We start from the raw sequence: 14,958 nt of genomic DNA, 5'->3' as shown, positions 1-14,958 counted from the left end.
GGGTCATGCGCGTTCTGATTATCGAAGACGAAGAAAAAACCGCGGATTATCTGCACCGCGGCCTGACGGAACAGGGTTACACCGTGGACCTGGCGCGCGATGGCGTGGAAGGCCTGCACCTGGCGCTGGAAAGCGACTACGCGGTGATCGTCCTCGACGTGATGCTGCCGGGCCTCGACGGCTTCGGCGTACTGCGCGCCCTGCGTGCGCGCAAGCAAACCCCGGTGATCATGCTCACCGCCCGTGAGCGTGTCGAAGACCGGATCAAAGGCCTGCGCGATGGTGCCGATGATTACCTCGGCAAACCGTTTTCCTTCCTTGAACTGGTGGCGCGCCTGCAAGCGCTGACCCGGCGCAGCAGTGGCCATGAACCGGTGCAAGTGAGCATCGCCGACCTGTGGATAGATTTGATCAGCCGCAAGGCCACCCGCGCCGGTACGCGCCTGGACCTGACCGCCAAGGAGTTCTCGCTGCTCAGTGTGCTGGCCCGCCGGCAAGGGGAAATCCTCTCGAAAACGGCGATTGCCGAGATGGTCTGGGACATCAATTTCGACAGCGATGCCAACGTCGTCGAAGTCGCGATCAAACGCCTGCGGGCCAAGCTCGACGGGCCGTTCGAAGAGAAACTGCTGCACACCATTCGTGGCATGGGTTATGTGCTGGAGAGCCGGGGTGTCCAGTAATTCGATTGCCCTGCGCCTGAGCGGCATGTTCACGCTGGTGGCGCTATTGGTGTTCCTGCTGATCGGCTGGGCGCTGTATCAGCAGGTGGATAAAGGCTTGGGACTGTTGCCCGAAGCCGAACTGGATGCGCGCTACAGCGTGCTCGAATCCACCGTTGGCCGCTATGGCACGCCCGAGCACTGGGTGAAGATCAACAACAAGCTCAAGCTGCTCGGCGAAGAGGACAAGCGCATCAGCTTCTGGATCACCAGTGGCGATCCGCACTACGAATACGGCAACCTCACCCCGCAAATCCGCGCTTTCGCCGAAGGGCCGCTGGGCATGCGCGACCTGCAACTGCCGGATCAGCCTTATCCACTGAAAGTGCTGGTCAGTGAGTTCCCGGCCAAGGACCAACGCCCGCCGCTGCGCTTCATGATCGGCATCGACACCGAAACCTTTCTCCAGACTCAACACCACTTGCTGATCGCCTTGGTCAGCCTGGCGATTATCGGGGTGCTGCTGGCGTCGGCGCTGGGTTATTGGGTGGCGCGGATCGGTCTCAAACCCTTGATCAAGCTGTCTCAGGAGGCACAGCGCCTGGCCCCGCCATTGCGCTCGGGACGCCTGCAAATGTCGTCTTTGCCGCCGGAATTGAATCAGTTCGTCAACTCGTTCAATTCCACGCTGGAACGGGTCGAGCAGGCCTACTCGCGCCTTGAATCGTTCAATGCCGATGTCGCCCACGAACTGCGCTCGCCCCTGACCAACCTGATCGGCCAGACCCAGGTCGCCCTGACCCGCGGACGTTCGGCCGAGCATTATTTCGAGGTGCTGCAATCGAATCTCGAAGAGCTGGAGCGACTGCGCTCGATCATCAACGATATGCTGTTCCTCGCCAGCGCCGACCAGGGCAGCAAGGCGACGAAACTGACCTCGACCTCATTGGCCGACGAAGTGGCGACGACCCTGGAATACCTGGATTTCATTCTCGAGGATGCCCAGGTTCAGGTGCAGGTCAGCGGCGATGCGCAGGTGCGAATCGAGATCGCGCATCTGCGCCGGGCGTTGATCAACCTGCTGAGCAACGCCGTGCAGCACACCGAGCCCGGGCAGGTCATTCAGGTACGGATCGAGGCCGAAGCGCACCAGGTCAGCATTGGCGTGGCCAACCCCGGTTCGCCGATAGCCAGCGAGCACTTGCCGCGTTTGTTCGAGCGCTTCTACCGCGTCGATGCTTCGCGCAGCAACAGCGGTAACAACCATGGTTTGGGGTTGGCGATCGTCAAGGCGATTGCCCTGATGCATGGCGGCGACGTGTTCGTGCGCAGCGACCATGGGATGAATACCTTCGGGATTCACCTGCCTGTCTGACGCACCCGCAAGCACTGCCGCGCCCCGAGATCTTTGCTTTTTTCGCAATAGTCCTTTCTTGAATCAGGTCTGTTTCTCGGCGCTCAAGATCCTTATCTTTGCCCGCACTAAACAGCACTTGCCAAGCAAGAAGGTTTTAAAGATGTCCAACAGTATGGGTATTGCCAGCGCTTTCGTTTTGTCCTCTTTGTTCGTGTCTCCGTTCGCCATGGCTGAAGAGTCGCATGCCTTCGTCGCACAGAATTCCGCACGCGCCGCAGCGTTTGAAGAGCATCAGGGCGAAATGACCGCGAAAGCCCAGAAAGCCACCCAGGCCCCTCAAGCTACGAGTTCCAAGACCCAGCCTAAGGTCCAGAAAGACAGTTGATTGCTACGCATCACACCTGTTCCCCCGACGCTTTTCATCGGCTCTTCCCTTTGAAAAGTCGTCTTCAAAGCCGCTGCTATCAGCGGCTTTTTTTCGTCGCATTGTTTAAACGACAAGCTCGATTTCCTCTGTAAGACACGTCCCTGACTGCCAAAACAATAACGTTCAACCTGGACCAGGGAGCTTGACTGCGCGTGTATTTTCCATTCAGGTTCAATCCGTCATTCATTACAGTCACTGCAACGATAAGCCACTGCTGCCCACAGGGCGCTGAGCCGGCCATCGACGGTTCGAGTTTGAATTTCAATGTTCCTCGTTGTCTTTTAAGCGTCAACAAGCAAAAGGCCAGCACGTTTTGCTGGCCTTTTTTTTGTCCGGGACTTATATAGTCGCTCTGAATGTCACCGGTTTCTGAGACTCTGCCTTACTCTCGAAAAATTCAAAATGGCCCCTTAGCAGAAGTCAGAACCATGAGTGTGAGCGGTACACCATCTCAACCACCGACCCGGTCAATACAGTCCGAGTGGTTTCTGGTGATCAGCAGTTTGTTGCTGGTCACGGCGATATTGAGCATTGTCGCCTTCCTGCTGATCCGTGAACGCGGCAATGCACAAGAATCCGCCACCCGTGCTGCTTCCAATATCGTGCAGTTGATCGATGCAGATGTACTGCGCAACGTCGAACTCTATGATCTGACATTGCAAGGCCTGATCGCTGCATCCCGCCGCGACGACCTCAAGGCGGTTTCTCCGACCATACGTCATTTGGCCTTGTTCGACCGTTCCACTGCCGTGCCCTACAAGGGCGACATTCTGTTGCTTGATGCGCAGGCAAATGTGATCGCGGATTCCGCGTCAGTGCAGCCACGCAATGGCAATTATGCCGACCGCGAATACTTTCAATCCCACGTCAACAACCCGGACCTGGGGATGTTCATCAGCCGCCCCTTCCGATCCCGACACGCCGAGCATGAGTGGCGCATCAGTTTCAGCCGCCGGCTCAGCGGCGAACAGGGCGAATTCCTCGGCGTCGCTGAAGCGGCAATGCGCCTGAGTTACTTCGACCAGTTGTTCAGCAGCCTGAACATCGGGCGTAACAGTTCGGTGAATCTGATCAGCAAGGACGGGATTCTTCTGGCCCAGGAGCCACGCCTGATCGACGAACTGGTCGGCAAGGATTTCAGCAATCGCCCCAACTTCCAGCGCATTGTCAGAGAAGGCGATGGCAGTTTCACCGGCATCTCAAGCCTCACCCATGATGAACGCTTGTACACATTCTCCAAGGTGGGCGACTTGCCATTGATCGTCATCGTCGCGCAGTCCAGCAATGAGGTGTTTGCGTCATGGAGACGCACTGCGATCGTGGTCAGCCTGGCGACCCTTGCACTGTGCATCAGCCTGCTCTGGCTGACCTTGTTGCTCTGCCGGGAACTGCGTCTGCGCCGACAGGCCGAGAAAGAACTGGCGCAACTGGCCACCACCGATGGCCTGACCGGCGTGGCCAATCGGCGGATGCTCGATCAAACCCTGCGCCACGAGTGGTTCCGCGCCCAACGCTCGGGCGAACCGTTGTCGGTGATGATGATCGATGCGGATCATTTCAAGGCGTTCAATGATCGGCATGGGCATCAGGCCGGGGATCAGGCATTGCGCGAGCTGGCCAAGGTCATCGTTTCGAACGTGCGGCGCCCGGCGGATCTGGTGGCGCGTTATGGTGGTGAAGAGTTCTCGGTGATCCTCGCCGACACCAACGCTGCCGGTGCACGGCAGATTGCCGAGCATATTCGTGTGGCGGTGGAGCAGATGCCCAAGGTCGAGGGCGCAGAGGTGGCGATGACCGTGAGCATCGGCATCAGCACCTGGACGGCTGCGAGCGAGATGACGCTGGAGCAGCTGTTGTTTGCCGCGGACAAAGCGTTGTATCAGGCCAAGGAAGGCGGGCGGAACCGGGTGGTGACGACTGACTGAGAGGCTTTGCGCTTCCAGACAATGCAAAAGCTGTGGGCATAAAAAAGGCCACCCAAAGGTGGCCTTCAAAAAACTAGAGAGGTTTTTTACTTACACGGCCGCAACAGGACGCATGTAAGAGATCGGTGCAGTGCTGGCGTCTTCGAAAGTCACGACTTCCCAAGCATCTGTCTGCTCAATCAACTTGCGCAGCAGCTGGTTGTTCAATGCATGTCCGGACTTGAAGCCCTTGAACTCACCAATCAGGCTATTGCCCAACAGGTAGAGGTCACCAATTGCATCGAGGATCTTGTGCTTCACGAATTCGTCTTCATAGCGAAGGCCGTCTTCGTTCAGTACTCCATCCGCGTCGACCACAATAGCGTTTTCAACGCTGCCGCCGAGTGCGAGGTTGTGCTTGCGCAGGTACTCGATGTCACTCATGAAACCAAAGGTACGGGCGCGGCTGACTTCTTTTACGAACGAAGTGCTGGAAAAATCCACGCTTGCACTTTGTGTGCGGTCACGGAAAACCGGGTGATCGAAATCGATCTCGAAGCTCACCTTGAAGCCTTCGAAAGGGACGAAAGTGGCGCGCTTGTCGCCGTCTTCCACTGTCACTTCCCGCAGGATACGGATGAACTTCTTGGCGGCGTCCTGTTCTTCCAGGCCAGCCGATTGAATCAGAAATACGAAGGGTCCAGCGCTACCATCCATGATCGGGACTTCGGACGCGGAGAGCTCGACGTAGGCGTTATCGATGCCCAGGCCAGCCATGGCCGAGAGCAAGTGCTCCACCGTATCCACTTTGGTGTCACCGTTGACCAAGGTGGTCGACATCGTGGTTTCACCAACGTTTTCCGCGCGGGCAGGGATCTGCACCGCAGGGTCCAGGTCGGCACGAACAAACACGATGCCGGTGTCGACAGGCGCAGGCTTGAGGGTCAGATAGACCTTCTCACCAGAGTGCAGACCTACACCTGTGGCACGGATAATATTTTTCAGTGTGCGTTGTTTAATCATGGCTTGGGCCGCTTCAGCGCAAATTGCGAACTGGTATCAACAAAGGCTGGCGATGATAGCAGACCACGCCTTTGCTGAACACCAATCACCTTCATAGCCCTGATACATTTCATCAATCGGCCTGACGACGCAGGAATGCCGGGATATCCAGGTAATCCAGATCATCTTGCGGATTCATCTTCGCGGCAGCCGCAGCACCGGCCTGAGCCTGGTTGCGCATGACGGTCGGACGGTCCAGGTCACGGTAGTTCACCGCTGGCGCTTCCTGACGAGCAGGGGCTTGCTGTTGTGGCTGCGAAGCCATCGAGGTGTGAACGGTATTGTCGATGACCTTCACAGGCTTCTCGATTTTTGCGCCCAGACCGGTGGCAACCACAGTCACGTGCAACTCGTCGCGCATGTCCGGATCGATAACGGTACCGACCTTGACCATTGCGTGCTCGGAAGCGAAGGCTTCGATGATGCTACCCACGTCGGAGTACTCACCCAGGGACAGGTCAGGACCGGCGGTGATGTTCACCAGGATGCCGCGTGCACCTTGCAGGTTCACGTCTTCGAGCAACGGGTTGCGAATGGCGGCTTCAGTCGCCTCACGCGCACGGTTCGGACCGCTGGCGCAGCCAGTGCCCATCATCGCCATGCCCATTTCGCTCATCACGGTACGTACGTCGGCGAAGTCGACGTTGATCATGCCCGGACGCTTGATGATGTCGGAGATACCGCGAACGGCACCGGCCAGTACATCGTCAGCCTTGGCGAAAGCCGACAGCAGGCTGGCGTCTTTACCGAGGATGGTCAGCAGCTTCTCGTTGGGAATGGTAATCAACGAGTCGACGCTTTCGGAAAGCAGACGGATGCCTTCGTCGGCGATCTGCATGCGCTTGCGACCTTCGAACGGGAACGGACGGGTCACCACCGCAACGGTGAGGATCCCCATTTCCTTGGCCACTTCAGCAATGATCGGCGCAGCACCGGTACCGGTACCACCGCCCATGCCAGTGGTGATGAACACCATGTTGGTGCCCTGCAGGACTTCGGCAATGCGCTCACGATCTTCGAGAGCGGCCTGACGACCTACTTCAGGGTTGGCGCCAGCGCCCAGACCCTTGGTCACGCCGGTACCCAGTTGAAGGATGGTCCGCGCGCCGATGCTTTTCAGCGCCTGGGCATCAGTGTTGGCGCAGATGAACTCAACGCCTTCAATGTTGCTCTTGACCATGTGATTCACGGCGTTGCCGCCGCCACCGCCAACACCGATAACTTTAATAACCGGGCTTGCGGGGATGTTGTCTACGAGTTCGAACATTTTCCCTCTCCTTTACGTTCTCTAGTTTTTCGCCTACTGCCTGTATCTACAACGGTGTAACGGTGCTGCGGTAAATCTTAGAAATTGCCCTGGACCCAGCTCTTGATGCGATCGAGCAACGCGCCTTTCGGTTCTTCGTTGCTGTAGCTGTCGCGGCTGCCGATGCCCGAGAACGAAATGCCGTCGGATTGCTTCTGCAGGCCGTACATCAACAGGCCAACGCCCGTGGAATAGATCGGGTTGCGGACCACGTCATCCAGGCCTTTCACGCCATGTGGCACGCCCAGGCGCACCGGCATGTGGAAGATTTCCTCGGCCAGTTCGGTGGCGCCTTCCATTTTCGACGTACCACCGGTCAGCACGATGCCGGCCGGGATCAGGTCTTCGTAGCCGCTACGGCGCAGCTCGGCCTGGATCAGCGTGAACAGTTCGTCGTAACGCGGCTCGACCACTTCGGCCAGGGCCTGACGGGACAGCTCGCGAGGTGGACGGTCGCCCACGCTTGGCACCTTGATGGTTTCACCGGCGCCAGCCAGTTTGGCCAGCGCGCAGGCGTAGCGGATCTTGATTTCTTCGGCGTACTGGGTCGGAGTGCGCAACGCCATGGCGATGTCGTTGGTCACCTGATCGCCCGCAATCGGGATCACGGCGGTGTGCCGGATCGCGCCTTCGGTAAAGATGGCGATGTCGGTGGTGCCGCCGCCGATGTCGACCAGGCACACGCCCAGCTCTTTCTCGTCGTCGGTCAGTACCGAATAGGCGGAAGCCAGTTGCTCGAGAATGATGTCGTCGATTTCCAGACCGCAGCGGCGCACGCACTTTTCAATGTTCTGTGCGGCGTTGACGGCGCAGGTGACCACATGAACCTTGGCTTCCAGGCGCACGCCGGACATGCCCAACGGCTCGCGGACGCCTTCCTGGTTATCGATCACGTAATCCTGCGGCAGGGTGTGCAGCACGCGCTGGTCAGCCGGGATCGCCACGGCCTGGGCAGCGTCGAGTACGCGCTCGAGGTCGGCGGAGCTGACTTCGCGATCACGAATCGCCACGATGCCGTGGGAGTTCAGGCTGCGGATGTGATTGCCCGCCACACCGACGAAGGCCGAGTGGATGCGGCAACCCGCCATCAGCTGTGCTTCTTCGATCGCGCGCTGGATCGACTGCACGGTGGACTCGATGTTCACCACCACGCCTTTCTTCAGGCCACGGGACGGATGGGTACCGATCCCGACGATTTCCAGCGTGCCGTCGTCCGCAACCTCGCCTACCAGCGCCACCACCTTGGAGGTGCCGATATCGAGACCGACGATCATTTTGCCGCTTTGCACGTTTGCCATGGGTCCTGCCTCTTCTTAATTCTTCGCGACAGCGGGTTGGGCTGTCGTGGGCGCTACAGGTTCCCGCCAGCCAACAGCGAGGCCGTTGGCATAGCGCAGATCGATGCGCGCAATGTTCGTAATCTGTTCTTTGAGCGTCTTGTCATAGATGGCAATGAAGCGGCGCATCTTTTCCACCAGGTTGCCGCGTCCCAGCAACAGTTCGATACCGGGGCCCGAACTGCCGGGGCCGGTGGTCAGGAACCAGCTGCCACGCTCACGCAGCTCCAGGCGTGCAATCGAAAAGCCCAGCGGCCTGAGCATCTGGCTCAACACCTGGTATTGCTGCATCACTTGCTGTTGCGCCCGTTGTGGACCAAACAGCTGAGGCAAGTGTTCGTAGTTCGCCAACTCGCGCGGAGTGAACGCCTGACCCTGGTTGTTCAACAGCGACTCGTCGCCCCAACGGGCCACCGGCAGTTGCTCTTCCAGGCGGATCACCACTTGATCCGGCCACACCCGACGCACTTCGGCGTGGGCAATCCATGGCATTTGCTCCAGCTCGGTGCGCATGCTCGCCAGGTCGATGGTGAAGAAGCTCGATGCCACGTACGGGGCGATCCGCTGCTGCACGGCTTGCTGGCTGATGTAACTCAAGTCGCCCTGCACATTGATCTTGGTGATCGGCCGGTCGGCGTATGGCAACAAACGCTGCGCGCCTTCGTAAGTGCCGAAACCCAATGCAACCAGCAGCACCGGCCAGAACAAGGCTTTGAGAAAACCAAAATTGGCTTTCGGCAGGCGCACGGACATCGGCTCTTTGGCCACCATTCGGCTGGCACCCCGAGGCACCGGCTTGCGGCCGGGAGCGGGTGGCTGATGTCTGAGCTGTGCGCCTTGCATGGTCTTAACCTCGCGTCGACTCTTGGTTGCCAGCCGTGTTGCCGGCAACGCTCGCAGCCAGGATGGCCAGAACCAATTGCTGGAAATCCAGACCGGCGGCACGGGCCGCCATCGGAACCAGGCTGTGATCGGTCATGCCCGGTGCAGTGTTGACCTCCAGGAACCAGAACTGCCCTTCGGCGTCCTGCATCACGTCCGCCCTGCCCCAACCGGCGATACCCAGCGCCTCACAGGCTTTCGCCGTGAGGTCCATGAGTTCCTTTTCCTTGGCGCTGTCCAGCCCGCACGGAATGCGGTACTGGGTATCGTTGGCGATGTACTTGGCGTCGTAGTCGTAGAAACTGTGCGTCGTGCCCAGGGCAATCGGTGGCAACACCTGGTCACGCAGGGTGGCGATGGTGAACTCGGGACCTTGAATCCATTGCTCGACCAACACTTGCGAATCGTAGGTACTGGCCGCTTTCCAGGCGTCGATCAACTCGGACGTGGAACTCACTTTGGCCATCCCGATACTTGAACCTTCATGGGCCGGTTTGACGATCAAAGGGAAGCCCAGTTCCGTCGCCGCCGAAATACAATCGGCCTCGCTGCTCAGTACCGCGTGACGTGGCGTCGGAATGCCCAGGCTGTGCCAGACCTGCTTGGTGCGCAGCTTGTCCATGGCCAGTGCCGAGGCCAGGATGCCACTGCCGGTGTACGGAATGCCCAGGCATTCGAGCAGGCCCTGCATGCTGCCGTCCTCACCGCCACGACCGTGGAGGATGATGAAGGCGCGGTCGATTTTTTCGTTCAACAGGCGCTGCAGAAGGTCATCGCCCACGTCGAGGCCGAACGCGTCCACACCCGCGCTTTGCAGCGCATCGAGAACGGCGTTGCCGGACTTCAGGGACACTTCGCGCTCGGCACTCTTGCCACCGAACAGCACGGCGACCCGGCCGAAATCTTTCGGCGCGACGGTGGAGACGAGGTTGGCGTAGGCAGCAGTCATTTCAACTTCCCCTCGGCTGACGCCGCAACGGCACCAGCGAACAACTCACTCTTCAACAGTTTGGGTGCGAGACCACCGATGTCACCGGCCCCCTGGCACAGCAGGATGTCGCCGGCGCGCAGCAGCGGCTTGACGATTGGCGCGAGGTCCACGCCGCGATCGATGTAGATCGGGTCGAGCTGGCCGCGCTGGCGGATGCTGTTGCACAACTTGCGGCTGTCGGCACCCGGGATCGGCTCTTCGCCAGCCGGATAGACTTCCATCAGCAGCAGCACGTTGGCGTCGGCCAGTACATTGACGAAATCGTCGTACAAGTCGCGGGTACGGCTGTAGCGGTGCGGCTGGTAGACCATCACCAGGCGACGCTCCGGCCAGCCACCGCGTACCGCCTTGATGACCGCCGCGACTTCGGTCGGGTGGTGGCCGTAGTCGTCCACCAGCATCACGTTGCCGCCCTCTACCGGCAGCTCGCCGTAGACCTGGAAGCGCCGGCCAACGCCCTGGAACCCGGACAGGCCCTGGACGATGGCTTCATCGCTGACACCTTCGTCAGTGGCGATGCAGATGGTGGCCAGTGCGTTCAGCACGTTGTGGTTGCCCGGCATGTTGACCGAGACATCCAGCGGCTCGCGATCGGGACGCAGCACCGTGAAGAAGGTCTGCATGCCTTGCTGGCGAACATTGATCGCGCGTACGTCGCAGTCATCGCCAAAGCCGTAGGTGACGGTAGGACGTTTGACCAACGGCAGGATTTCACGCACCACCGGATCGTCCAGGCACACCACCGCCAAACCGTAGAACGGCAGGTTGTGGAGAAACTCGACGAAGGTTTTCTTCAGTTTGTTGAAGTCACCGTCGTAGGTCGCCATGTGGTCGGCGTCGATGTTGGTGACCACGGCCACCAGCGGCTGCAAGTGCAGGAAGCTCGCGTCGCTCTCGTCGGCCTCGGCGATCAGGTAACGGCTGGTGCCGAGCTGGGCATTGGTGCCCGCGGCATTCAGACGACCGCCGATCACGAACGTCGGGTCCAGGCCACCGGCCGCGAACACCGAAGCGATCAGGCTGGTGGTGGTGGTTTTGCCGTGAGTACCGGCGACGGCGATGCCGTGGCGATAGCGCATCAGTTCAGCCAGCATTTCTGCACGGGGCACCACTGGAATGCGGCGCTCCAGCGCGGTGGCGACTTCCGGGTTGGACGTGTTCACGGCACTCGATACCACCAGCACATCGGCGGTGGCCGCGTTTTCGGCGCGATGGCCGATGAAAATATGCGCGCCGAACGATTCCAGACGCTCGGTGACTGGCGACGCCTTCAGGTCGGAACCGGACACTTCATAGCCCAGGTTCAACAACACCTCGGCGATCCCGCACATGCCCACGCCGCCGATTCCGACGAAGTGGATGCGACGGATGCGGCGCATTTCCGGTTGTGGCATGGCTTTCTGATTCTCAACCATGGGCCACCTCCAGGCAGGTATCGACCACGTTACGGGTGGCATCGGGTTTGGCCAGGCGGCGGGCCGCGGTAGCCATATCGTTGAGTCGTTGTGGTTGCATCAGGACCTCTGTCAGGCGCGCGGCAAGATCCGCTGCGCCGGTCGTTCTTTGCGGCATCAGGAAGGCAGCGCCTTCACGGGCCAAATAATCGGCGTTGCGGGTCTGGTGATCGTCGATCGCGTGGGGCAAAGGCACCAGCATCGAGGGCAGACCGGCGGCGGCCAGTTCACTGATGGTCAGCGCACCTGCGCGGCACACCACCAGGTCGGCCCAGCCATAGGCTTGGGCCATGTCTTTGATAAAGGGCTGCACTTGCGCCTCGACGCCAGCCGCGCGATAGCGCTCTGCAGTCACTTCATCGTGGTTTTTGCCGGCCTGATGGAACACTTCCGGACGCAAGTCGACGGCGACTTGCGACAGGGCTTCAGGCAGCAACTTGTTCAACGGTTCTGCGCCCAGGCTTCCGCCCAGGATCAGCAAACGCGCCTTGCGACCGGCCAGGGCTGGTCGCAATGTTTCGAGGAACAGCTCGGGGCGCACCGGGTTACCGGTGGTCCGACGGCTGCCCGACAGGGTAAAGGTGTCGGGGAAGGCTTCACAGACCCGGGCGGCCAACGGCACCAGCAACCGATTGGCGGTACCTGCCACGGCGTTCTGCTCATGAACGATCACCGGAACACCGGCCAGTTTGGCGGCAACGCCACCGGGACCGGTCACAAAACCGCCAAAACCGACGACACAGACCGGCCGCAACCGGCGAATGATCGCTCGTGCCTGCCAGACCGACTTGAGCAACATGAACGGCGCCTTGAGCAGCGACAACTTGCCCTTGCCGCGCAGGCCGCTGGCATTGATCCGATGCAGCTCGATGCCGGCCGCCGGGACCAGATCGTTTTCAATGCCTCGCGGCGTACCGAGCCAGTGCACGGTGTAACCGCGGGACTGGAACTCACGCGCACAGGCCAGCGCCGGGAACACGTGACCACCGGTGCCGCCGGCCATGATCAAGACGTTAGCGCCCATGGTTCGGCTCCTCGGCGAAGTCGCTCTCATGGAACTCCATCTCCTCGCTGCCCAGGTGGGTTCGACTCTCCCACTCGATGCGCAGCAACAAGCCGAGACAGGCACAGCAGATCACCAACGAACTGCCGCCATAACTGAGGAACGGCAGCGTCAGGCCTTTGGTCGGCAGCAGACCGACGTTCACACCGATGTTGATCAGGAACTGACCGATCCACAGGAACGACAAACCGTAGGCGACATAGGCCGCGAAGAACTGCTTGGCCTTCTCGGCCCACAAGCCGATGTACATGCCGCGAATACAGACGAACACGAACAGCGCCACCGTGCACAACGAACCCACGGCACCCAGCTCTTCGGCCAGGACCGAGAACACGAAGTCGGTGTGGGCCTCCGGCAGGTAGAACTGTTTCTGCACGCTGTTGCCCAGGCCAACACCCAGCCATTCGCCGCGACCGAAGGCGATCAATGCCTGGGATAACTGATAACCGGCACCGAACTGGTCGGCCCACGGGTCGGCAAAGTTGGTCAGTCGCGCCATTCGGTATGGCTGCATCTGGATCAGCAACACCACCGCGCCGACGGCCAGCACGACCATCAGGGAGAAACGGAACAGTCCCACTCCGCCGAGGAACAGCATCGCCGCAGCAGCCCCCATCATCACGACGGTGGCACCAAAGTCGGGCTCCATCAGCAACAGGCCGGCCATCGGCAACAGAACGATGAATGGCTTGAAGAAGCCCATCCAGCTTTCACGCACTTCTTTCTGGCGACGCACCAGATAACCGGCGAGGTAGATCACCACGAACACCTTGGCGATCTCGGAAGGCTGAACGTTGAAGAAGCTGAAGCCGATCCAGCGCATCGAACCGTTCACTTCACGGCCGATGCCCGGGATGATCACCATCACCAGCAAACCGAACGCGCCGATCAGCATGAGCCAACCCAGGCGTTGCCAGGTCGCGATCGGGATCATCATGGTGACGATGCAGGCGCCAAGGCCGAGTACGACGTAGATAAGGTGGCGAATCATGTAATACAGGGCGCTGCCCGACTGCACCGCCGCCACTTCGGTCGATGCCGAGGCAATCATGATCAACCCGAGACCGAGCAAGGCCAGGCAACCGGCGAGCATCGGAAAATCAAGATCAATGCCGCGCCCGGTGATCAGCGGGGATGGGTACGGCTTGATGATGTTTCTCAGGCTCATGCCAGTTCCTCCACAGCGCGGACGAACTGGTGACCACGGTCTTCGTAGTTCTTGAACATGTCGAAACTGGCGCAGGCAGGAGACAGCAACACCGCATCGCCCGGTTCGGCGACAGCACGGCATTGCTCGACCGCTTCGATCAGCGAACCGACACGAATCAACGGCACGGCATCGCCGATGGCCTCACCGATCTTGTCGGAATCGCGACCCATCAGGATCACGGCGCGGCAGTTGGACGCCACGGGATCACGCAGGTCCTTGAACTCGGCACCCTTGCCATCGCCACCGGCGATCAGCACGAGTTTGCCGTCGATGTCCGCGCCCAGACCTTCAATGGCGGCCAGTGCAGCGCCGACGTTGGTGGCTTTGGAATCGTTGTAATAACTCACGCCATCGAGATCGCGGACCCATTGGCAACGGTGCTCAAGGCCGGCGAAAGTACGCAGGCTCGACAGCATGGCATCGAAGGGCAGACCGACGGCGTGCCCCAGCGCCAAGGCCGCCAGGGCGTTGGACTGGTTGTGGGCGCCCCGAATCTTCAACTCGCGCACCGGCATCAGGTTCTGGAATTCGAAGGCCAGGTACTTCTCGCCGTTTTCCTCGCGGATACCAAAGCCCTTGAAATCGGGCTTGCTCAAACCGAAAGTCCAGCACGGCTGCCCCTCGCCCATCAGGGGACGGCTCAAGGCATCCTGACGGTTGACCACGAACTGTCTGGCACCACGGAAAATCCGGTGCTTGGCCAGGTGATAAGCCGGCAGACCGCTGTAGCGGTCCATATGGTCTTCGCTGATGTTGAGTACGGTCGCCACTTCAGCATTGAGTTGATCAGTGGTTTCGAGCTGGAAGCTCGACAGTTCCATCACGTACAGCTCGATGTCATCGCTGAGCAGGTCCAGCGCCGGTGTGCCGAGGTTGCCGCCGACGGCGACACGCTTGCCGGCTGCTGCAGCCATCTCGCCGACCAGGGTGGTCACGGTGCTTTTCGCGTTGGAACCGCTGATGGCTACGATCGGCGCCTTCGCGTTACGCGCGAACAGCTCGATGTCGCCGGACAGTTTTACGCCACGGGCGGCGGCGGCCTGCAGGGCCGGGGTCGCCAGCGCCAGGCCGGGACTCACGTAGAGCTCGTCGGCACGGCACAGGAATTCCACGTCCAGCTCGCCACAACGCACTTCCACGTGCGGATAGTCACGCTTGAGCGTGGCCAGTTCCGGTGGATTTTCCCGCGTATCGGCCACGGCAAAGGCGACGCCCTGGTTCGCCAGGAAGCGAACCAGGGACATGCCGCTCTTGCCGAGGCCGACAACGATGCGGAAGTGGTCAGAAGCGATCAGAGACACTC

General features: G+C 60.2%; 13 protein-coding genes. 4 read left to right on the top strand and 9 right to left on the bottom strand.

Features of this window, described 5'->3' with window-relative positions; genetic code table 11:
- Positions 1–5: 5 nt before the first annotated feature.
- From ACX3YF_RS12735 to ACX3YF_RS12720, 4 genes are all read left to right on the top strand, one after another.
- Positions 6–683 carry a heavy metal response regulator transcription factor gene (locus ACX3YF_RS12735; protein ID WP_130211433.1) on the top strand — a complete coding sequence of 226 codons (678 nt, stop codon included), beginning with the start codon at positions 6–8 and terminating at the stop codon, positions 681–683.
- Positions 673–2,037 carry a heavy metal sensor histidine kinase gene (locus tag ACX3YF_RS12730; RefSeq protein WP_130211432.1) on the top strand — a complete coding sequence of 455 codons (1,365 nt, stop codon included), beginning with the start codon at positions 673–675 and terminating at the stop codon, positions 2,035–2,037. The genes ACX3YF_RS12735 and ACX3YF_RS12730 overlap by 11 nt, the downstream gene beginning before the upstream one ends.
- Positions 2,038–2,179: 142 nt before the next feature.
- Positions 2,180–2,404: a hypothetical protein gene (locus tag ACX3YF_RS12725; RefSeq protein ID WP_130211444.1), complete on the top strand. Its 225-nt coding sequence runs from the start codon at positions 2,180–2,182 to the stop codon at positions 2,402–2,404.
- A 470-nt stretch (positions 2,405–2,874) separates the two neighbouring features.
- A complete protein-coding gene (locus tag ACX3YF_RS12720) occupies positions 2,875–4,371 on the top strand; it encodes a sensor domain-containing diguanylate cyclase (RefSeq protein ID WP_130211431.1) in 1,497 nt (498 codons plus the stop codon).
- A gap of 90 nt (positions 4,372–4,461) precedes the next feature.
- Here the strand turns inward: ACX3YF_RS12720 and lpxC are convergent, their stop codons facing one another.
- From lpxC to murD, 9 genes are all read right to left on the bottom strand, one after another.
- Positions 4,462–5,373: a UDP-3-O-acyl-N-acetylglucosamine deacetylase gene (gene lpxC / locus ACX3YF_RS12715; protein ID WP_034149517.1), complete on the bottom strand. Its 912-nt coding sequence runs from the start codon at positions 5,371–5,373 to the stop codon at positions 4,462–4,464.
- A gap of 112 nt (positions 5,374–5,485) precedes the next feature.
- Positions 5,486–6,679 carry a cell division protein FtsZ gene (gene ftsZ / locus ACX3YF_RS12710; protein ID WP_130211251.1) on the bottom strand — a complete coding sequence of 398 codons (1,194 nt, stop codon included), beginning with the start codon at positions 6,677–6,679 and terminating at the stop codon, positions 5,486–5,488.
- A 77-nt stretch (positions 6,680–6,756) separates the two neighbouring features.
- Complete coding sequence (ftsA, locus tag ACX3YF_RS12705; RefSeq protein ID WP_047532946.1) at positions 6,757–8,016, bottom strand: cell division protein FtsA; 1,260 nt, start codon at positions 8,014–8,016, stop codon at positions 6,757–6,759.
- A 15-nt stretch (positions 8,017–8,031) separates the two neighbouring features.
- Positions 8,032–8,898 carry a cell division protein FtsQ/DivIB gene (locus ACX3YF_RS12700; RefSeq protein ID WP_103406171.1) on the bottom strand — a complete coding sequence of 289 codons (867 nt, stop codon included), beginning with the start codon at positions 8,896–8,898 and terminating at the stop codon, positions 8,032–8,034.
- Between the two features lie 4 nt (positions 8,899–8,902).
- The gene (locus ACX3YF_RS12695) at positions 8,903–9,886 is read right to left on the bottom strand and encodes a D-alanine--D-alanine ligase (protein ID WP_130211252.1); all 984 of its coding nucleotides are present in this window, start codon (positions 9,884–9,886) and stop codon (positions 8,903–8,905) included.
- Positions 9,883–11,343: a UDP-N-acetylmuramate--L-alanine ligase gene (gene murC, locus ACX3YF_RS12690; protein ID WP_130211253.1), complete on the bottom strand. Its 1,461-nt coding sequence runs from the start codon at positions 11,341–11,343 to the stop codon at positions 9,883–9,885. Before murC ends, ACX3YF_RS12695 begins: the two co-directional genes overlap by 4 nt.
- On the bottom strand, positions 11,336–12,406 hold the full coding sequence (murG, locus tag ACX3YF_RS12685) for an undecaprenyldiphospho-muramoylpentapeptide beta-N-acetylglucosaminyltransferase (protein ID WP_130211254.1): 1,071 nt from the start codon (positions 12,404–12,406) through the stop codon (positions 11,336–11,338). Before murG ends, murC begins: the two co-directional genes overlap by 8 nt.
- On the bottom strand, positions 12,396–13,613 hold the full coding sequence (ftsW, locus tag ACX3YF_RS12680) for a putative lipid II flippase FtsW (RefSeq protein WP_130211255.1): 1,218 nt from the start codon (positions 13,611–13,613) through the stop codon (positions 12,396–12,398). Before ftsW ends, murG begins: the two co-directional genes overlap by 11 nt.
- A complete protein-coding gene (gene murD / locus ACX3YF_RS12675) occupies positions 13,610–14,956 on the bottom strand; it encodes a UDP-N-acetylmuramoyl-L-alanine--D-glutamate ligase (protein ID WP_130211256.1) in 1,347 nt (448 codons plus the stop codon). Before murD ends, ftsW begins: the two co-directional genes overlap by 4 nt.
- Positions 14,957–14,958: the final 2 nt, after the last annotated feature.

The sequence above is a fragment of the Pseudomonas fluorescens group sp. PF-69 genome, assembly GCF_054481235.1.
This window is presented reverse-complemented; position numbering and strand designations above follow the sequence as displayed.